The following is a 20,957-nucleotide window of genomic DNA, read 5'->3' on the forward strand; positions in this document are numbered from 1 at the left end:
GGACATACCGGCTCAGAGGGTGATCAGAACGTCGCCGACACTGACACTGTCGCCTTCCTTGACCTTCACTGCGGAGACGGTGCCGGCCTGGTGGGCACGGATCTCGGTCTCCATCTTCATCGCCTCAAGGATGATGACCACATCCCCTTCGGCCACGCTGTCACCGGCACTGACATTGACCTTGAAGATGTTGCCCGCCAGCGGCGCACTCACCGGCTCACCGGAGGCGGCCTGTGCGGCAGATGCCGCCGTGGCTGCCGGAGCAGGTGCCGCTGGCGTGCTGGCCTGCACCTGGGTGATGTCTCCGCCTTCGGCGACCTCGACCACATACTGCTTGCCGTTGACGTTCAGGGTGTAGGTCTGCGGGCCGCTCGACGCGGCTTGAGCACTGGCGGCCGGCGCGCTTGCAGCCTTGGGCGCCTTGTCATCGACAGCCTGCGGGGCAGGCTCGAAGGCATCCGGGTTGCCACGGTTGCGCAGGAACTTGAGGCCGATCTGCGGGAACAGCGCGTAGGTCAGCACGTCATCGGTCTCGCGCTCGCCACCTTCCAGCGTAATGCCTTCTTCGCTGGCCTTGCCCTTGAGCTCCTCACGCAGCTGCTCCATCTCCGGCGCCAGGTTGTCTGCCGGGCGGCAGGTGATCGGCTCGGCGCCTTCCAGCACGCGGGACTGAAGCTCACTGTCGAAGGGCGCCGGTGCCGCGCCATATTCGCCCTTGAGCAGCGCCTGGACTTCCTTGGAGATCGACTTGTAACGCTCGCCCATCATCACGTTCATCACCGACTGGGTGCCGACGATCTGTGAGGTCGGCGTCACCAGCGGGATATAGCCCAGGTCCTTGCGCACTCGCGGAATCTCGGCGAGTACGTCATCCAGCTTGTCACCGGCGCCCTGCTCCTTGAGCTGGCTTTCCATGTTGGTGAGCATGCCGCCCGGCACCTGCGCGACCAGGATGCGCGAGTCGATACCGCGCAGGCTGCCTTCGAAGGCCGCGTATTTCTTGCGCACTTCGCGGAAATAGCCGGCGATATCCTCGAGCTTCTCGAGATCGAGTCCGGTATCGCGCTCGGTCCCCGCCAGCATCGCGACAACGGATTCCGTCGGGCTGTGGCCGTAGGTCATCGACATGGAAGAGATGGAGGTATCGACGTTGTCGATGCCTGCCTCGATGGCCTTGAGGGCCGTGGCGGTGGAAAGCCCGGTGGTGGCGTGGCACTGCATGTGGATCGGGATCGACAGGCTCGCCTTGAGGCGCGAGACCAGCTCAAAGGCGGTGTACGGCGTCAGCAGGCCCGCCATGTCCTTGATCGCCAGTGACTGGGCGCCCATGGACTCGATCTTCTGTGCCAGTTCGACCCACATCTCCAGGGTGTGCACCGGGCTCACGGTGTAGGAGATGGTGCCCTGGGCATGCTTGCCCTGATCCAGCACCGCCTTGAGCGGACGCTCGAGGTTGCGCGGATCATTCATGGCATCGAAGACACGGAAGACATCGACACCGCTGGTCGCGGCACGCTTGACGAAGGTATCCACCACATCATCGGCGTAATGACGATAGCCGAGCAGGTTCTGGGCGCGCAGCAGCATCTGCTGCTGGGTCTTGGGCATCGCTTCCTTGAGGGCACGAATGCGTGCCCAGGGGTCTTCGCCCAGGTAGCGAATGCAGGCGTCGAAGGTCGCGCCACCCCAGCTCTCCAGCGACCAGAAGCCGATATCGTCCAGCTTGGCGGCGATCGGCAGCATGTCATCGAGACGCATGCGCGTGGCCAGCAGTGACTGATGCGCGTCGCGCAGTACCACATCCGTGATGCCCAGCGGTTGCTTGTCCATGAGTGATCCCTTGTTCTTTATATTGTGGATATCGAGTTCTGCGCGCGCTGCAGGCAGCCTGTTGCATCAGCCTGCAACACGGAATATTGCACTCGGGGGGAGGTCTACCCACCGTACTGCTCGTGATAGAATCGCCGCCTGCTACTCTTGGCAGTGGTCAGACGCTCGGCAGAGCCCAGATGCTATCGGCGAAGCCGCGAAAGCGTCAGTGCCTGCTCTGGTCCTGCCGGAAGCGGTGAATCGCCGCGGCCATGACGACCGTCAGTTCTCTGTCGTCCTCTGCCGCAGGGGCCGGGGCAGCCGGCGCCCGCGCAGCACCTGGCGCAGCGGGCACTGGTGCAGGCGCAAAGCGATCCACCAGCCTGGCCATCGCCATCATGGCGACCACCAGCAGACTTAGAAACACGAACACGAACCCCATCCCGAACACCATCAGGTTCAAGCCTTCACCGAGCAGATCATTCTCTTGCATGCCAGTGTCCTCGAGTCTTTCTCGTTATCGAGCCGCACTACGGCGCAGCGCCTGCGCTGAACGCCAATGCCTTCGGTCACGCCGGACACGGCACGACGGATAGGCTCCGCCGCCGATAGCCTCTGTCGGTATGCCCATGCAGCTGCATTCAATGCTTGTTGGTCGCTCTAAAGTGCCTGATTCCACGGCAATTGCAATGACACCATCGTTGACCCCACAGGCCCTCGCGCGGGCCGGCCGCATCGGCATCGCGCCGATGGAAGGCGTGATAGATGACATCACCCGCGAATGTCTCACTGGCCTTGGCGGCTACGACTGGTGCGTGACGGAATTCGTGCGCGTGACCCACGTCAAGTTACCGCCGCGCGTCTTCAAGCGCATCTGTCCAGAGCTGCTCGACGCCTCCCCGACACAGACAGCCCGTACACGACACGCGACCCCGGTCGCCCTGCAGCTGCTGGGGGCCGATCCCGAGGCACTGGGCATCAATGCGCGCGTCGCGGCGCGCCTGGGCGCCCCAAGCGTCGATATCAATTTCGGCTGCCCGGCCAAGACCGTCAATCGACATGATGGTGGCGCGGCGCTGCTGCGCTCGCCGGAACGCGTCTTCCGCGCGGTGGAAGGCGTGCGCAAGGCTCTCGAGGGCACGGGCGTACCGGTCACCGCCAAGATTCGTCTCGGCTTCAATGATCGGCGCCTGGCACTGGCCTGCGCTCAGGCGGCAGAGGCAGGCGGTGCGACTCAGCTGGTGGTGCATGGCCGCACCAAACAGGAAGGCTATCGCCCACCGGCGCACTGGGAATGGATCGGCAAGATCACCTCCGAGCTCTCCATTCCGGTGGTCGCCAATGGCGATATCTGGGATATGCACTGCTACTGGCGGGCGCGCTCCCTGTCCGGCTGTCGCGATGTCATGCTGGGTCGGGCCGCCCTGGCCGACCCCTTCCTGGCGGCACGCATCAAGCATTGGCAGGCGACCGGCGAGCTGCTGCCCGAGACGGACTGGACACAGCGTGCGCAGGTGCTGCTCTCTCATGCTGAGCGCTGCGCTCACCTTCCCGACAAGGTGATGGTGCCGCTGCTCAAGCAGTGGATGAACATGATGCGTCAGAGCGGCAACGCAGAAGCCGAAAGCCGTTTCCAGGCCATCAAGCGTCACAAGGGGCGCGCCGAGTTCTTCACCGGCCTGGTGGCCGGCACTGCGCTGGAGCTGGCGCCGAGTCTTCTCACCTCAGTGACTCGCATGCCGGAACCGGCTCAGGCACCGGAATCTCCTCAGGCATCGGAATCGCCCCAGGCATCGCAAATGGAAGCCGTGAACGCCCCAGTCTGAGCCTGAACTGAAACCTGAACCTGAACATCAGCACCGGCCAACACCCGATCCGGCCACTGCCCCGATCCGTGAACCAAAAAAAGGGCGCCCCTCGCGAAAAGGGCGCCCTGGCGATCGTCCGCCCGAAGGCGTGACATCACAGTCAAGGAAAGCGGTAGAACAACAAGATCGTCGGCAATGCGGGGGTCGGGGTGTGCAGGCGGCGATCACTCGGCACTGATCCTGCCTCATAACCTTGCTTGAGAACCTGGCCTCAAAGCCTGGCGTCTTTCATTGCCTGACTTTTCTTCAGACGAAGAAAAACCCGCTTCGTTGAAGCGGGTTTTTCAATTGGCGCGCCCTGGAGGATTCGAACCTCCGACCGCCTGATTCGTAGTCAGGTACTCTATCCAGCTGAGCTAAGGGCGCATAAACCTTGAAATCTGTGGCCTGAGCATTTCAAAATGACTTCAGGACTTTATCGTGCGAGTACTGCGTCTTTCCAACTTCATGTCTTGCGTTGCAGTGGCGCGCCCTGGAGGATTCGAACCTCCGACCGCCTGATTCGTAGTCAGGTACTCTATCCAGCTGAGCTAAGGGCGCATTTTACTGCATTTGTACCTAATGGCGGAGAGAGAGGGATTCGAACCCTCGATAGGGCTATAAACCCTATACTCCCTTAGCAGGGGAGCGCCTTCAGCCACTCGGCCACCTCTCCTCATCAGGTACGGCGCATATCTTACTCATTTGATTGGGCTTTGTCCAGCCTCTGTGACGATTTTTTGGCTTCGATGCTGAACATCTCATCACCACTCGACAACAGGCTCGAGGCTGCGCGCCCCCAAGCAATCTCCCCGCATGAACCAGAACATGACGATGGCTAGCCTGTCGTCGCGTCTCGTTCAAGGGAGCGGGCATATTACCGAACCAGAATCGGCTTGTCTCCCCCTTTTTGAGAAAAAAGCCAAATTTTTCCCTTACGGAACACAGACTTGAACAAGCCGTCCTCTCATCACCCCGCATGAGCCGCTGCTCATGGAGGTAAGTACGCCGTTGTTCATGGGGCAGACGGGCCGCCCTCACCTGCCGCAAGCCCACACACGCGAACGCCAGCCATGGGGACAATGGCTGGCGTTCATCGGGTCGTGCAGGGTTGTGCGACGTGCAGGCGCAGCATGCCGTCAGGCAATGGCATCGCCATTGTCTTCTTTCTCACGCTGGATGCGCTGATAGATCTCTTCTCGATGGACGGCAACGTCCTTGGGCGCGTTCACACCGATACGCACCTGATTACCTTTCACTCCGAGAACGGTGACAGTGATGTCGTCTCCGATCATCAGAGTTTCACCCACTCTACGGGTCAGGATGAGCATGACTGATCTCCTTGTCAGAAATTCAAAACAGCTGGGACTTCAACGGGATGTGGAGGCGGCGATCGACCGGGACAAGTCGACCACCCTGATGCATGAAGCTCGAATTATGCGCCATGCATGCTCCGACGGCCAATGCCATACCTTCATCACACCCGATAGACACGTTGAATGAAAGCGCCCGATGCACAGACTGACATTCAGAAGAATGACAGAAAATGCATCGGGCGCTGTCGACTTCACGTACCGCACGTCTGCCAGACCAATATCCCCAGACTGGGCACCGACGCTTCACGACTCGGGCAAGTCATTGATTGTCGGTGCCTTTACGACTTCCTTGCTGCACGCTCCGTGGTGAGACTCAGGCAGTCTCGTCGCTGATCGCTTCTGCATCCAACCCGAAAGCGGTGTGCAGAGAGCGAACCGCCAGCTCCATGAATTTCTCGTCGATCAGGACGGAAATCTTGATCTCTGAAGTGGAGACCATGCGGATATTGATGCCTTCTTCCGCCAGTACGCGGAACATCTTGGAGGCGACACCGGCGTGAGAACGCATGCCGACACCGACCAGCGAGACCTTGGCGATGTTGTCATCACCGCGCATCTCACCACCACCGACGGACGGAATCACCGTCTCGGTCAGGATGCGCTGGGTCGCCTTGAAGTCGGTCTTGGCGACGGTGAAGGAGAAGTCAGTGGTATTGCCGTCCGGAGAGACGTTCTGGACGATCATGTCGATTTCGATGTTGGAATCGGCGATCGGGCCCAGGATCTTGGAAGCGACACCCGGGATATCCGGCGTGTTGAGCAGAGTCAGCTTGGCTTCGTTGACATTGAAGGCGATGCCGGAGATCAGCGGTTCTTCCATGTTGTCTTCTTCCTCAGCGACGATCAGGGTACCCGGGCCATCCTCGAAGGAAGACAGCACACGCAGGGGAACATTGTACTTGCCGGCGAATTCCACCGAACGGATCTGCAGGATCTTGGAGCCCAGGCTCGCCATTTCCAGCATTTCCTCGACGGTCACCGTTTCCAGACGACGTGCCTTGGAGCACACGCGCGGGTCAGTGGTATAGACACCATCGACATCGGTGTAGATCTGGCACTCATCCGCCTTCAGTGCGGCAGCCAGGGCAACACCGGTGGTATCAGAGCCACCACGACCCAGCGTCGTGATGTTGCCCTCCTCATCGACACCCTGGAAGCCTGCCACCACGACCACCTTGCCATCGTCGAGGTCTTCACGCAGGTCATCGGTATCGATGCGCTGGATACGCGCCTTGGTGTGCGCGCTATCGGTGCGGATTCCCACCTGCGCCCCCGTGTAGGAGGTCGCGTCGACGCCGATCTTCTGCAGCGCCATGGCCAGCAGGGAAATGGTGACCTGCTCGCCAGTGGAGACCAGCATGTCCATCTCGCGCGGTGTCGGGTCATCATTGATCTCGCTGGCGAGACCGATCAGTCGGTTGGTCTCGCCACTCATGGCAGAGACGACCACGACAATCTGATGGCCTTCATCGCGGAATCGCTTGACCTTCTCGGCGACGGCCTTGATCCGCTCCACCGAGCCGACCGAAGTGCCTCCGAACTTCTGAACGTATAGCGCCATGTGCGTTTCCGTTATCCGTGTCCGTTTGCGTTGTCCCCACATGAAGCTCATGTGAGCCCAAAAAGAGGCCGGGTCTCCCCAGGAGGAGCCCGGCCTTCATCTTGTACTGTCAGCCCAGCTGGGCGTCTACCCATGATGGCACACCGGCCAGTGCACCCGGAAGCGAGGCAGCATCACTGCCACCGGCCTGGGCCATGTCAGCACGACCGCCACCCTTGCCGCCGACCTGCTCGGCCACGTGGCGTACCAGGTCACCCGCCTTGACGCGCGAGGTCAGGTCGTCGGTGACACCGGCGATCAGGCTGACCTTGTCACCGTCCGCGACGCCGAGCACCAGGATGCCGGAACCGAGCTTGGACTTGAGGTCATCCATCAGGCCGCGCAGCTCCTTGCCGGAAACGCCTTCGACCTGTTTGGCCAGCACCTTGATGCCCTGGACATTCGCGATGTCGCTGAGCATGTCGCTGGCCGAGGCAGATGCCAGCTTGGCCTTGAGGCGCTCAAGCTCCTTCTCGAGGCCGCGGTTGCGCTCCAGCAGGCTGCCAACGCGCTCCTCGACCTGTTCCGGCTTGGCCTTGAGACGCTCACCGAGGCGAGTCAGGGTCGCTTCCTGCGCAAGCAGGAAGTCACGCGCGGCGCGACCGGTGATGGCCTCGATACGACGCACGCCGGACGCGATACCGGTTTCGGCGAGAATGTGCATCTGGCCGATGTCGCCGCTGCGCTTGACGTGAGTCCCGCCGCACAGCTCGATGGAGAAGGCGTCCTGACCGATGGTCAGCACGCGGACCTCCTCACCATACTTGGCATCGAAGAGTGCCGCTGCGCCGCGCGCCTTGGCCTCATCGAGGCTCATGAACTCGATGGTGGTCTCGGCGTTGGCGAGGATCTGCGCGTTGACGATGCGCTCGACCTCGGACAGCTGCTCGGCCGTCATCGCTTCAAAGTGGCTGAAGTCGAAGCGCAGACGCTCGGCCGTGACCAGCGAGCCCTTCTGCTGAACGTGCTCGCCCAGCACCAGACGCAGCGCTTCGTGCAGCAGGTGCGTGGCGGAGTGGTTGCGCACGGAAGCCGCACGCAGCTCGGCATCGACCTGCGGACGCACCTTGTCACCGACCTTGAGAGCGCCTTCGATCAGCACACCGTGGTGCAGGTGATGGCCGGTCTGCTTCTGGGTATCGCTGACCTGAAAGCGGCCGCCATCCAGATGCAGATAGCCGGTGTCACCGGCCTGACCACCTGACTCGCCGTAGAACGGGGTGGTGTCGAGCACCACGATGCCCTTGGTGTCCACCTCGAGTTGCTCGACGGCATTGCCTTCGGCGTCGAACAGCGAGGTGACGGTGGCTTCCCCTTCCAACTGGTCGTAACCGGTGAAGACAGTCTCGCCTTCCAGCACCAGGTTGGCGGAGTAGTCGCCGCCGAAGTTGCTGGCGGCACGGGCGCGATCACGCTGTGCTTCCAGGGCCGCCTGGAAACCTGCCTCATCGAGGATCAGCTCGCGCTCGCGGCAGATGTCGGCGGTCAGGTCATACGGGAAGCCGTAGGTGTCGTAGAGCTTGAAGATGGTCTCGCCGTCGAGGGTATTGCCCTCGAGGCCAGCGATGGCTTCTTCCAGAAGCTTCATGCCATGTTCCAGCGTACGCGCGAACTGCTCTTCTTCCTTGAGCAGCACCCGTTCGATCTGCTCGCGTGCGGCGCGCAGTTCCGGATAGGCATCGCCCATCTCGCTGTCGAGAGCCGCGACCAGCTTGTAGAAGAAGCTGCCACGCGCGCCCAGCTTGTGACCATGACGCACGGCGCGACGGATGATGCGACGCAGCACGTAGCCACGGCCTTCGTTGGAGGGCAGCACGCCATCGGCGATCAGGAAGGCGCACGAGCGGATGTGGTCAGCCACCACACGCAGTGACGGCGTGGCGATGTTGTCGTGACCGATGATCTCGGCCGCGGCGGCCAGCAGATTCTGGAACAGGTCGATCTCGTAGTTGGAGTGCACGCCCTGCATCACGGCCGCGACACGCTCCAGGCCCATGCCGGTATCGATGGACGGCTTGGGCAGCGGGTGCAGCGTACCCTCGGCGTCACGGTCGAACTGCATGAAGACCAGGTTCCAGATCTCGATGTAGCGATCGCCATCTTCGTCCGGGCTGCCCGGCGGGCCACCGGCGACGTCTTCGCCATGGTCATAGAAGATCTCGGAGGACGGGCCACACGGGCCGGTGTCGCCCATCTGCCAGAAGTTGTCCTCGTCGAGACGCGAGAAGCGGTTCTGATCGATGCCGACCTCGTTGAACCAGATATCACGGGCTTCGTCATCGCTGACGTGCACGGTGACCCAAAGCTTCTCCTTCGGCAGGCCGAGTTCTTCGGTCAGAAACTTCCAGGCGAACTGGATGGCTTCACGCTTGAAGTAGTCGCCGAAGCTGAAGTTGCCCAGCATCTCGAAGAAGGTGTGGTGACGGGCGGTATAACCGACGTTGTCCAGGTCATTGTGCTTGCCACCGGCGCGCACGCAGCGCTGCGCGGAGGTCGCACGGCTGTAGCCACGCGGGTCACGACCCAGGAAGACATCCTTGAAGGGCACCATGCCGGCGTTGGTGAACAGCAGGGTCGGGTCGTTGTTCGGCACCAGAGAGCTGGTGGGAACGATGGTATGGCCCTGCTTCTCGAAATAGGTCAGGAAGGCGTTTCTGATTTCTGCGCTTTTCATAGAGGTTCCGTAGCGATGTGCGTAAAGACGCTCCGGGGGTCTTCTGCATGACTTCCGCATGGTTTCTGCATATTCATCCATGTGGGTATGCATGGAGGTGCAATGAAAAGCATGAAAGAAGGCGCCTGCCCCGTGCCGTCGCAAGACGACCTAGTATAACGTCTGTTCGCGCAAGCTAAAGGGGGGGAAATGTCCTGAAGCGCCGGTTTGCGCGTCATGAGAGCCAAACAGATGCTCGCCAGCTAGCCATCTTCCTCCTCATCACTCCAGGCGGACTCCATGGCATAGCGCAGCTGCTCATAGTCGAAGCCGCGCTGGAGCAGAAAGCGTTCGCGCCGTGCGCGCTCCTTTTGTCCCTCGCCGGGGCCGGAAAAGCGCCTGGCCAGCGTCTCGCGCGCCAGCTCGAAGAAATCCACCGCCTCGACATGGCCGAAGGCATCCGGCGTCGGGTCACTGGCGGCACGCATGACGGCATTGAGCGTCTCGCTATCGATACCACGCTGGCGCAGCTCCTGCTGGATACGCCTCGGCCCCTGCCCGCGCAGGACGCGCGTCCGCAGGAAGCTGGCGGCAAAGCGCTCATCGGATTGCAGGCCCTCCTCGGCCATGCGCTCCAGCACCTCCTCGATCAGCAGCTCGACCTCATCGCGACTCAAGGTCGCCTGCGCGCCCTCCTCGCCCGCGGCTTGCCGCTCTGCCAACTCGTCATCGCTGACCGCCCGCAGGTAGTCACGCTCCTTGAGATAGTCGTGCAGCTCACGGCGACTATGTTCGCGGCGCGCCAGTCGCGCGATGGCATCATTGCGCGCACGCCGTTGCGGCGTCATCGCACCTGAGTCGAGCGGTTGATATTCAGGCCCGCCCATTTCAGCGCTGTCATCGTGCATGGTCATGCTCTCCGGGGTTGAGCAGAAGGACATCGATGGACGTGAACGCAAGGCGCCCGCCTCCGAGTCATCGGGGCGGGCGCCTTGCGTTCATCGCACCGGGTCGGAAACGACACGCTGAGATGACGCCAGCCTGACGGCCGGCGCTCTTGCTCTTTCTTCTGGACGAGCCTCAATCGAGATCGATATCCAGGTCGTCTTCACTCTCGGCGGCCGCGGCCTCTTTCGACTCTTCCTTGGCTTCCGGGGCTGCCAGCAACTGGGCGCGGATCTGGGTTTCAATCTCCTCCATGATGGCGGGATTGTCTTCCAGGTACTGGGCGGAGTTGGCCTTGCCCTGGCCGATCTTGCTGCCCTGATAGCTGTACCAGGCACCTGACTTGCCGACCAGACCACACTGCACACCCAGGTCGATCACCTCACCGGCGTGATAGATGCCCTTGCCGTAGAGAATCTGGAACTCGGCCTGACGGAACGGCGGCGCGACCTTGTTCTTGACGACCTTGACGCGGGTCTCGTTACCGGTGACTTCATCACCGGACTTCACGGAACCGGTACGACGGATATCCAGACGCACGCTGGAGTAGAACTTCAGTGCGTTACCGCCAGTCGTGGTTTCGGGGCTGCCGAACATCACGCCGATCTTCATGCGGATCTGGTTGATGAACACCACCATGCAGTTGGCGTTCTTGATGTGACCGGTCACCTTGCGCAGCGCCTGGGACATCAGACGCGCCTGCAGGCCAACGTGTGAGTCACCCATCTCGCCTTCGATCTCGGCACGCGGCGTCAGTGCTGCCACGGAGTCGACGATGATGACGTCAACACCGCCGGAACGTACCAGCATGTCGACGATCTCGAGCGCCTGCTCACCGGTGTCCGGCTGGGAGACCAGCATCTCGTCCAGATTGACGCCCAGCTTCTCGGCGTAGGACGGATCCAGTGCGTGCTCGGCATCGATGAAGGCACACACCTTGCCCTGCTTCTGCGCCTGGGCGATGACCGAGAGGGTCAGTGTCGTCTTGCCCGAGGATTCCGGGCCGTAGATCTCGACCACGCGCCCGAAGGGCAGGCCGCCGATGCCGAGTGCGATATCCAGCCCCAGAGAACCGGTGGAAACCGACGGGATGGCCACACGCGGGGCATCGCCCATGCGCATGACGGCGCCCTTGCCGAACTGGCGCTCGATCTGGGACAGCGCCGCGTTCAGCGCCTTGGTACGATTGTCGTCCTTTGCCATGTGGCCTCCTGTCGAACGGCGGAGCCACACGGGCTGCCACCTGGAATAGAGAATTCTGTCACTGAGAGCTGAGCAGACACCGTCAGACTAGCGGCTGAGGTGCCGTGGCAAAACCCTGTATACATGGACAGTATAATGCCGCAAGTTGCGTCGCTCTGCCAGTCCGGTGGTGCGCTTTTTCAGGCAGCACCCCCAACGCGGGGCTTGCATCGGACTCACGCGTCTTCGGTGCCGATCTGCAAGGCCTCCACGCGCTTGATCAAGCCCTGCAACGCCTCCCGCACGGCGGCGTCACGCACCGCCTGCCGGTCGCCGGGAAAGTGACAGCAGCGTGCCTGCTGGCGCGCCTCGCTCCCCCACGCCAGCCACACGGTGCCGACGGGCTTCTCGTCACTTCCCCCGCCGGGGCCGGCCACGCCGCTGATCGCCACCCCCAGCTCAGCGCCGCTGTCGCGACAGGCGCCCCGCACCATCTCGCACACGACCGCCTCGGAGACGGCGCCGAAAGTTTCAAGCGATGCCTCACTGACCCCCAGCAGCCGCTGCTTGGTGGCATTGGAATAGGTCACGTAGCCCGCATCGAAATAGCTGGAGCTGCCGGCAATCGCCGTGATCGCGGCACTCACGCCGCCCCCGGTGCACGACTCGGCGGTGGTGACGCGCACGCCGCGCGCGATCGCCAGCGCCTGCAACTGCTCAGCCAGAGCATTCACGCACGCAGCCTCGGGTGTCGTACCAGTCAATTGGCTCACGAACTTTCTCCCTGTAAAGGTCATCAAGTGAAAAGGGCAGCGAGCATGAGACATCACAGGCATTGGAGCCGGCCGCGCCAGTCCGTAGAATATCGCGCATCCCGCATGCCGTGTTCTCGCATGTGTGCTTTTTCCCATTGCAGTGCAGTCAAGGAAGTCCATGGCCATGGCCAAGAACAGCGCGCCCCAGATGACGCCGATGATGACGCAGTACATGAAGATCAAACGCGAGCACCCCGGCGTGCTGCTGTTCTATCGCATGGGCGACTTCTATGAACTGTTTCATGAGGACGCAAAACGCGCAGCACAACTGCTCGATATCACGTTGACGGCGCGCGGCAGCTCCGGCGGTTCACCGATCCCCATGGCAGGGGTGCCCTACCACAGCGCCGAAGGTTATCTGGCACGTCTGGTCAAGATGGGCGAATCGGTGGCCATCTGTGAGCAGATCGGTGACCCGGCGACCAGCAAGGGGCCTGTCGAGCGCAAGGTGGTGCGTATCGTCACGCCGGGGACGCTGCATGATGAGGCGCTGCTGGATGCCAGCCGCGACAACCTGCTGGTGGCGCTGCACCGTGATGGAGAGACCTGGGGCCTGGCCGCTCTCGAGCTCTCCTCCGGTCGCTTCAGCGTGCTCGAGGTCAATGGTGATGACGAGCTGCTGGCCGAGATCCAGCGCCTGTCGCCTGCCGAAGTCATGGTCGGCGAAAGCCGTACCCTCCCCGCCAGCCTGTCCTCGCGCCCAGGCCTGACCCGCCAGAGCGATTGGCACTTCGATCACGAGACTGCCTTGCGCCTGCTGTGCGATCAGTTCGGCGTCCAGGACCTCAACGGCTTTGGCTGCAGCCACCTGACGCGCGCCGTCACGGCAGCCGGTGCCCTGCTCGACTATGCTCGCGACACCCAGCGCACCGGCCTGCCCCACGTGACCGCGCTGGCCGTCGAAAGCCGCGATGACTCGGTGGTGATCGATGCCGCCAGCCGCCGCAACCTCGAGATCGATACCAACCTGGGTGGCACCGGCGACAACACGCTGGCCAGCGTGCTTGACGTCACCGCGACCGCGATGGGCTCACGCCTGCTCAAGCGCTGGCTCAACCGCCCGCTGCGCGATCAGCGCCAGATCGGCCAGCGTCAGGCGGCGGTACAGCGTCTACTGGATGGCGACTACCCCTTCGAACTGCAAGGCCTGCTCAAGCGCATCGGAGATGTGGAGCGCATCCTCGCCCGTGTCGCGCTGCGCAGCGCACGCCCCCGGGACATGGCACGCCTGCGCGATGGTCTCAACACCCTGCCCGAGCTGCGCGCCGTGCTCGCCAGCGTCGAGAAAGGCAGCGCCATCGATGACCTGCGCGATGCCATCCGCCTGTTCCCGGCACTTTCCGCGATGCTCAGCGAGGCGCTGGTCGAGAATCCGCCGGTGGTGCTGCGCGATGGTGGCGTGATCGCCGATGGCTACGACGATGAGCTGGACGAGTATCGCGGCCTGTCCGAGAACGCCGGCCAGTATCTGGTCGCACTCGAGACTCGCGAGCGCGAGCGCACCGGCCTGAGCAACCTCAAGGTCGGCTACAACCGCGTGCATGGCTACTTCATCGAACTGCCGCGCTCGCAATCGGCCGAGGCCCCGCCGGAATACATCCGTCGCCAGACCCTCAAGAATGCCGAGCGCTTCATCATCCCCGAACTCAAGGAATTCGAGGACAAGGCGCTGTCCGCCAAGTCCAAGTCACTGGCGCGCGAGAAGCTGCTGTATGAGCACCTGCTGGATGATCTGAATACCGAACTGGATGGCCTGCAGCAGACGGCCCGTGCGCTGGCATCACTGGATGTGCTGACCGCCTTCGCCGATCGCGCCGCCGCGCTCGATTTCGTGCGTCCAGAACTCAGCGAGACCCCGGGCATCGACATCGAAGGCGGCCGCCATCCGGTAGTCGAACATGTCAGCGACCATCCCTTCGTCCCCAACGATGTGCGCTTCGATGATACGCGGCGCATGCTGGTGATCACCGGCCCCAACATGGGCGGTAAATCCACCTACATGCGTCAGACGGCACTGATCGCTCTGCTCGCGCATACCGGCAGCTTCGTGCCGGCGACGCGCGCCTGCATCGGCCCGCTGGATCGCATCTTCACGCGCATCGGCTCATCGGATGACCTGGCCGGCGGCCGCTCGACCTTCATGGTCGAGATGACCGAGACCGCCAGCATCCTGCACAACGCCACTGACGAGAGCCTGGTGTTGATGGATGAGATCGGCCGCGGCACCTCGACCTTCGATGGTCTGTCACTGGCATGGGCCAGCGCCGAGCATCTGGCGCGCACGCGTGCCTTTACCCTGTTCGCGACCCATTACTTCGAGATGACGGCGCTGCCCGAGCATGCCGATGCCGTCGCCAACGTGCACCTGACGGCCGCTGAGCACGGCGATGGCATCGTCTTCATGCACCGCGTCGAGGAAGGCCCTGCCAGCCAGAGCTATGGCCTGCAGGTGGCCCAGCTGGCCGGGGTGCCGCAGAGCGTCATCCTGCGCGCGCGCGAGAAGCTGACCAGCCTGGAGCAGCAGGAAATCGATCGCCCACAGGTGGCGCGCGAGGATGCGCTGGGCCAGCCGGTACCGCAACAGAATGACCTGTTCGCGGCACCGCCGCATCCGGTCGTCGAAGCCCTCAACGGCCTTGACCCGGATGATCTGAGCCCCAAGCGAGCGCTGGAGCTGATCTACGAATGGCACCGGCAGCGCTGAGTGCCGTCACGCCTGCTCCGAGAAGGAACGGCAAGGCTCAAGAGTGAATGGCAAGACTCGACAGCAACCTTCGGGCATAGCACCATTCCAAAACGATCCGCCCCTGCTGATTGCGGGGGCGGCAGAGCGCCACTAGAATAACGCCTTATAACATCTGCGCCGCTTATAACCTGAAGGCCATGATGTCGCCGAGACGACACATGGTGGGCGCCTGGACCACGACCTACGAGAGAGACGCCAATCCGCGTCAGGAGACCTGCATGGCATTCATCGTCACCGAGAACTGCATTCGCTGCAAATACACCGACTGCGTGGAAGTCTGCCCGGTGGATTGCTTCTACGAAGGCCCGAACTTCCTGGTGATCAACCCGGATGAGTGCATTGACTGCGCGCTGTGCGAACCGGAATGCCCCGCCGAAGCCATCTTCTCCGAGGATGAAGTGCCGGAGAACCAGAAGGAATTCATCGAGCTGAATGCCGATCTGGCCGAAGTCTGGCCGAACATCAGCGAGAAGAAGGACGCCATGGAAGACGCCGAGAAGTGGGATGGTGTCGACGGCAAGCTTGAGTATCTGGAGCAGTAAGCCCCTCAAGTCACCCGCATCTCGCGTGGCTAGCGGCTTGCCCGCCCTGACAGGGCAAAGCCCGGCTCTGACGACAGAAACGGCAGCGATTCCCCCGGGAGCCGCTGCCGTTTCTGTATCTGATGCCTGAAGCCTGTGCCTGAAGAGCTCGCGCTGAGAACTCCTCCCCCCCCGACCTCCAGACATAAAAAAAGGGCGACCCCGTAAGGTCGCCCGCTCCAAGCGTGTCCCTGTCGATCCATCCTGGATCGCACTCCTGAGTGCTGTCCCTGCCCTTCACGACATCCTGTCATTCGGGGCGCACCGTCACGCGTGGCGGGCATTGCAGCACTGCTCGCGCAGCTGTCCCACCGCAATGCCCGTTAGTGCAGATATTTGCCTGTCCTGCTGTCCTGCCCATGCATTGCCCGGCGTCCTGCCTTTACCGCTCCCTGCCTGTGCAGCTGACAGCCTCACGACATTCCTTGTCCGACTATCCTTGTCGTGGCTTCCTGCCACTTGATGCTGCCGCTGTCTGCCCCATCATTCCTGACACAGATGATGTCCCGTCATCCGTCACTTCCTGTGAAGGGCAAGCTTCCTGACTGCATATCAGAGCCTGGGGCTCTTCGACACTCCGTGTCGTTATCGTGCTTCCTGCCTGTGTGGCGCTTCCCATCGCCGACGGATCATCCTGATCCTGACACACTCCGGTGTCATGCCCGCCATCCTTGCTTCCTTGGCATCTCTCGCCTGACTCCTTCAAGCGAAGATATGCAGCTCTCTGCTACCGACGTCCATGCCAGGTCCTTTTCCGCCGAGCGTCCTGCTCAGCGGGGCGAAACGTCCTGTCTCGCCATCAAGTCTTTTCTGATCATCCCGTTGGCATCCTGCCGAGACTGCGGTGTCCCGCCGCACCCTCACGTCCATGCAGCCATTCTGGGCAGCATTCGCCGGCGAGGCAACTAGCCAAACCTCTTACCCCGCTATACCCGAACAGACCATCAGAGAAAATATATTCAATAAAAACAAGTAGATAATGAAGAACATACGTTCATATCCGCAGGCGACTCGCAGTCAGTGTCTCGATTGTCCTGCGGAATTTGTAAGAGATGACTTACACGAGATCAGTGCCTGGAAGCGGTCCATTTCCTGCCTCCCCACTCATTCATCGCCTGCAATGCACAACGGGGCCGTGCCAGAAGGCACGACCCCGTTGCAAGTTACCTCTACGGTGCTGGGCGCTGAGCCCCTCGCACCACGGGCAATTACTGACCCTTGATCTCTTTCAGACCGTTGTAAGCCACGTCTCCCAGCTGCTGCTCGATCACCAGCAGACGATTGTACTTGGCGACACGATCAGAGCGGCACAGAGAACCGGTCTTGATCTGGCCAGCACAGGTACCGACGGCGAGGTCGGCGATGGTGGTGTCTTCGGTCTCGCCACTACGGTGGGAGATGACCGCGGTGAAGCCGGCGGCCTGCGCCATCTTGATCGCATCCAGAGTCTCGGACAGTGAGCCGATCTGGTTGAACTTGATCAGGATGGAGTTGCCGATGCCTTCATCGATACCGCGGCTCAGGATGCGCGTATTGGTGACGAACAGGTCGTCGCCGACCAGCTGCACCTTGTCACCCAGCTCGTCGGTCAGCATCTTCCAGCCTTCCCAGTCGGACTCATCCATGCCGTCTTCGATGGAGGCGATCGGATATTCCGCGGCCAGGCCCGCCAGATAGTCGACGAAACCACGTGCGTCGAAGCTCTTGCCTTCGCCGGACAGGTTGTACTGACCGTCCTGGTAGAACTCGGAAGACGCGCAATCCAGCGCCAGAGTCACATCGGTGCCCAGGGTGTAGCCCGCATCGCTGACGGCCTGCTTGATGACGGCCAGTGCTTCGGAGTTGGACGCCAGGTTCGGAGCAAAGCCACCTTCATCACCCACGGAGGTGCTCAGCTCGCGCCCCTGCAGCACCTTCTTCAGCGCGTGGAAGATCTCGGCGCCGGTGCGCAATGCTTCACGGAAGGTCGGCGCGCCGACCGGCTGGACCATGAACTCCTGGATGTCGACGTTGTTGTCGGCATGCTCACCGCCGTTGATGATGTTCATCATCGGCACCGGCATGGAGTACTGGCCCGGCTGGCCGTAGAGCTCAGCGATGTGAGCGTAGAGCTCGATGCCCTTGGCCTGCGCTGCCGCCTTGGCAGCCGCCAGAGAGACGGCAAGAATCGCGTTGGCACCCAGCGATTCCTTGTTCTCGGTACCATCCAGCGCCAGCATGGCATCGTCCAGCGCGCGCTGGTCGAGTGCATCCATGCCCACGAGGCGCTCGCGGATCGCGCCATTGACGGCTTCGACTGCCTTCAGCACGCCCTTGCCCAGATAACGGCTCTTGTCGCCATCACGCAATTCCAGCGCTTCACGCGAACCGGTGGAGGCACCGGAAGGCGCGCAGGCACTGGCGCGTTGGCCACCTTCCAGCACGACCTCGGCCTGTACGGTCGGGTTACCACGGGAATCGAGCACCTCAAGGGCGCGGATTTCGACGATATTGGCCATCTTGTGTCGTCCTCTACACGGGGGATTGAAACACCACGACGGGCATCTTGCCCATAGTGCAAAAAGGCCGCTCACACAGAGGTGAACGGCCAGTAGTCCTGCTCAACGAATGTCCAGCGGCGCGAAGCCCTTGACCAGCGCATCCAGCGATTGCAGCTGGCGCAGGAAGGGTTCGAGCTGGTCCAGCGGCAAGGCGCAGGGGCCGTCACACTTGGCGTTGTCCGGGTCCGGATGCGCTTCGAGGAACAGACCCGCAAGCCCCAAGGCGACACCGGAGCGTGCCAGATCGAAGACCTGCTCACGGCGCCCGCCAGCGGAATCGACTCGCCCGCCCGGGCGCTGCAGCGAGTGGGTGACATCGAACAAGACCGGCAGGCCGCTATCCTTCATCTCGGCCATGCCGAGCATGTCGACCACCAGGTTGTTGTAACCGAAGCTGGAGCCACGCTCGCACAGCAGAATCCGGTCATTGCCCGCTTCACCGCACTTGGCGACGATATGGCGCATCTCGTGCGGCGCGAGGAACTGCGGCTTCTTGACGTTGATGACGGCGCCGGTGCGCGCCATGGCCACGACCAGGTCCGTCTGCCGCGCCAGGAAGGCCGGCAGCTGAATGACATCGGCCACTTCCGCCACGGCTGCCGCCTGATGCGGCTCATGCACGTCCGTGATGATCGGCACACCGAAGCGCGACTTGATCTCGGCCAGAATCTCGAGCCCCTTCTCCATCCCGGGTCCGCGGTAGGAGTGCATGGAGCTGCGGTTGGCCTTGTCGAAGCTGGCCTTGAAGACGTACGGCATGCCCAGGCGTGACGTCACCTCGACGTACTGCTCGGCGACTTCCAGCGCCAGCTCCCGCGATTCGAGCACGTTCATGCCACCGAAAAGCGTCATCGGACGATCGTTGGCGACTTGCAGACCCGCAAAGTCGATCACGCGTTGTTCGTTGCTCATCTCTGCACCGTCCATCAAATCGTTGTCCATCGGCAGTCTGCCTGATGATGCTCTGGCGAACATCAAGACCTGCAACCACCACGCAGAAGACCTACGGGCGCCACCCGAGGTGGCGCCCGCTCAACACCCTATCACTCGCCGCGAGTACGCGCCGCCTTGTGATTGAGCGCGGCATTCACGAAGCCGGTGAACAGCGGATGGCCATCACGCGGCGTGGAGGTGAATTCCGGGTGGAACTGACATGCCACGAACCATGGGTGATCCGGCAGCTCGACCATCTCGACCAGCGAGTTGTCGACGCTGCGACCGGAGAAGATCAGGCCCGCTTCTTCCAGGGCCGGCACGAACTGGTCATTGACCTCATAGCGGTGACGGTGACGCTCGACGATCTCGTCGCTGCCATAGGCCTGATGCGCCTTGGAGCCGTTGAGCAGGCTGCAGGCCTGACCGCCAAGACGCATGGTGCCGCCCAGATCAGACGCCGCATCGCGGGTCTCGATCTTGCCTTCCGGCGTCAGCCACTCGGTGATCAGACCGACCACCGGGTGCTGGGTGTCATGGGTGAATTCGGTAGAGTTGGCATCGCTCCAGCCCGCCACATTACGTGCGAACTCGATGACGGCAACCTGCATGCCCAGGCAGATGCCCAGATACGGCACCTTGTTCTCACGCGCGAAGCGCGCGGTGGCGATCTTGCCTTCCACACCACGCTCGCCGAAGCCGCCCGGCACCAGCACCGCGTCCTTGCCGATCAGGCGGTCGGTGCCGTTGCGCTCGATTTCCTCGGAGTCGATGAAGTCGACGTTGACCTTCACACGCCCCTGGATACCGGCGTGGGTCAGCGCCTCGTTCAGCGACTTGTAGGCGTCGAGCAGCTCCATGTACTTGCCGACCATCGCGATGTTGATGGTCTTGAGCGGGTTGAGCTTGGCGTCGAGCACCGCGACCCATTCGGACATGTCGGCCTCTTTGGCCTCCAGGCGGAACTTGTCGCAGACGATCTCATCGAGGCCGGCTTCGTGGAGCATCAACGGAATGCGATAGATGGTGTCAGCATCCTGCAGTGAGACGACGGCACGCTCTTCGACGTTGGTGAACAGCGAGATCTTGCGACGCTCGCTTTCCTCGATCTCGACTTCGCTGCGGCAGATCAGGATATCCGGCTGGATACCGATGGAGCGCAGCTCCTTGACGCTGTGCTGGGTCGGCTTGGTCTTGGTCTCGCCAGCCGTCTTGATGTACGGCACCAGCGTCAGGTGCATGAAGAGCGCACGCTCGCCACCCAGCTGCGCACGCAGCTGACGGATGGACTCCAGAAACGGCAGCGACTCGATGTCACCCACGGTACCACCGATCTCGACCAGTGCGACGTCATACCCTTCACCACCGGCGATCACGCGGCGCTTGATCTCGTCGGTGATGTGCGGGATGACCTGCACCGTTCCACCGAGGTAGTCACCGCGGCGCTCCTTGCGCAGCACGTGCTCGTAGACACGGCCGGTGGTGAAGTTGTTGCCCTGGGTCATGCGCGAGCGGATGAAACGCTCGTAGTGACCGAGGTCGAGGTCGGTTTCCGCGCCATCTTCGGTGACAAAGACTTCGCCGTGCTGGAACGGGCTCATGGTGCCCGGATCGACGTTGATGTACGGATCCAGCTTGAGGATGGTGACCTTGAGGCCACGGGCCTCGAGAATAGCCGCCAGCGAAGCGGATGCGATGCCCTTGCCAAGCGAGGACACAACGCCGCCCGTCACGAAGATAAATCGTGTCATGGAAACCTGCCGAAAACGTGAGCTGTAGGAGAGATCCGGGGGGAACGGATCAGGATGGGTCGCCAGTCTAGCGGAAAGGCTGCTCCGGCTCAATTTGAATGCCACCATCTGCCCTTCTCGCGCCACCATCCGATGCACCGTCATAACGCATCAGGCCCGCCATGGCGGGCCTGATGCGT

The 20,957-nt window shown here is 62.3% G+C and carries 14 protein-coding genes and 3 tRNA genes; 3 read left to right on the forward strand and 14 right to left on the reverse strand.

The features are described from left to right. Window positions 1-12: 12 nt before the first annotated feature. Both oadA and QQF40_RS09110 read right to left on the reverse strand, forming a co-directional pair. Window positions 13-1,830, reverse strand: coding sequence for a sodium-extruding oxaloacetate decarboxylase subunit alpha (gene oadA / locus QQF40_RS09105; protein WP_285461140.1), 1,818 nt, complete (start codon window positions 1,828-1,830; stop codon window positions 13-15). Between the two features lie 205 nt (window positions 1,831-2,035). Beyond that, window positions 2,036-2,302 carry an OadG family protein gene (locus QQF40_RS09110; RefSeq protein ID WP_175089626.1) on the reverse strand — a complete coding sequence of 89 codons (267 nt, stop codon included), beginning with the start codon at window positions 2,300-2,302 and terminating at the stop codon, window positions 2,036-2,038. A 256-nt stretch (window positions 2,303-2,558) separates the two neighbouring features. Here QQF40_RS09110 and QQF40_RS09115 point away from each other — a divergent pair, with 256 nt between their 5' ends. After that, the gene (locus QQF40_RS09115) at window positions 2,559-3,635 is read left to right on the forward strand and encodes a tRNA dihydrouridine synthase (RefSeq protein WP_175089718.1); all 1,077 of its coding nucleotides are present in this window, start codon (window positions 2,559-2,561) and stop codon (window positions 3,633-3,635) included. Window positions 3,636-3,966: 331 nt separating this feature from the next. Here QQF40_RS09115 and QQF40_RS09120 read toward each other — a convergent pair. The 9 genes from QQF40_RS09120 to QQF40_RS09160 form a co-directional block, all read right to left on the reverse strand. Continuing rightward, window positions 3,967-4,043, reverse strand: a tRNA-Arg gene (locus QQF40_RS09120). 97 nt (window positions 4,044-4,140) lie between these two features. Further along, window positions 4,141-4,217, reverse strand: a tRNA-Arg gene (locus QQF40_RS09125). Window positions 4,218-4,239: 22 nt separating this feature from the next. Further along, a tRNA-Ser gene (locus QQF40_RS09130) sits at window positions 4,240-4,332 on the reverse strand. A gap of 463 nt (window positions 4,333-4,795) precedes the next feature. Continuing rightward, entirely contained in the window at window positions 4,796-4,987 is a 192-nt protein-coding gene (csrA, locus tag QQF40_RS09135; protein ID WP_043332937.1) for a carbon storage regulator CsrA, read from the reverse strand. A 358-nt stretch (window positions 4,988-5,345) separates the two neighbouring features. After that, window positions 5,346-6,593, reverse strand: coding sequence for an aspartate kinase (locus QQF40_RS09140; RefSeq protein ID WP_175089627.1), 1,248 nt, complete (start codon window positions 6,591-6,593; stop codon window positions 5,346-5,348). 109 nt (window positions 6,594-6,702) lie between these two features. Further along, window positions 6,703-9,306 (reverse strand): alanine--tRNA ligase, encoded by a 2,604-nt coding sequence (gene alaS, locus QQF40_RS09145; RefSeq protein ID WP_175089628.1) that lies wholly within the window; start codon window positions 9,304-9,306, stop codon window positions 6,703-6,705. A gap of 242 nt (window positions 9,307-9,548) precedes the next feature. Continuing rightward, window positions 9,549-10,193, reverse strand: a complete 645-nt coding sequence (locus QQF40_RS09150; protein ID WP_502871430.1) for a regulatory protein RecX — start codon at window positions 10,191-10,193, stop codon at window positions 9,549-9,551. Window positions 10,194-10,365: 172 nt separating this feature from the next. Then, window positions 10,366-11,433: a recombinase RecA gene (gene recA / locus QQF40_RS09155; protein WP_175089629.1), complete on the reverse strand. Its 1,068-nt coding sequence runs from the start codon at window positions 11,431-11,433 to the stop codon at window positions 10,366-10,368. A gap of 215 nt (window positions 11,434-11,648) precedes the next feature. After that, a complete protein-coding gene (locus QQF40_RS09160) occupies window positions 11,649-12,185 on the reverse strand; it encodes a CinA family protein (RefSeq protein ID WP_282627913.1) in 537 nt (178 codons plus the stop codon). A 166-nt stretch (window positions 12,186-12,351) separates the two neighbouring features. Here QQF40_RS09160 and mutS point away from each other — a divergent pair, with 166 nt between their 5' ends. Beyond that, window positions 12,352-14,931, forward strand: coding sequence for a DNA mismatch repair protein MutS (mutS, locus tag QQF40_RS09165; RefSeq protein WP_285461141.1), 2,580 nt, complete (start codon window positions 12,352-12,354; stop codon window positions 14,929-14,931). A gap of 260 nt (window positions 14,932-15,191) precedes the next feature. Continuing rightward, on the forward strand, window positions 15,192-15,515 hold the full coding sequence (fdxA, locus tag QQF40_RS09170) for a ferredoxin FdxA (protein ID WP_043333067.1): 324 nt from the start codon (window positions 15,192-15,194) through the stop codon (window positions 15,513-15,515). 1,247 nt (window positions 15,516-16,762) lie between these two features. On the opposite strand, the gene eno is transcribed toward fdxA, so the two are convergent. From eno to pyrG, 3 genes are all read right to left on the reverse strand, one after another. Further along, entirely contained in the window at window positions 16,763-18,052 is a 1,290-nt protein-coding gene (eno, locus tag QQF40_RS09175; RefSeq protein WP_285461142.1) for a phosphopyruvate hydratase, read from the reverse strand. Window positions 18,053-18,154: 102 nt separating this feature from the next. Then, window positions 18,155-19,006 (reverse strand): 3-deoxy-8-phosphooctulonate synthase, encoded by an 852-nt coding sequence (gene kdsA / locus QQF40_RS09180; protein WP_175089632.1) that lies wholly within the window; start codon window positions 19,004-19,006, stop codon window positions 18,155-18,157. Between the two features lie 131 nt (window positions 19,007-19,137). Continuing rightward, window positions 19,138-20,778 (reverse strand): CTP synthase, encoded by a 1,641-nt coding sequence (pyrG, locus tag QQF40_RS09185; protein WP_175089633.1) that lies wholly within the window; start codon window positions 20,776-20,778, stop codon window positions 19,138-19,140. Window positions 20,779-20,957 lie beyond the last annotated feature (179 nt).

It is taken from the genome of Cobetia sp. LC6 (genome assembly GCF_030264805.1).
GTDB lineage: Bacteria > Pseudomonadota > Gammaproteobacteria > Pseudomonadales > Halomonadaceae > Cobetia.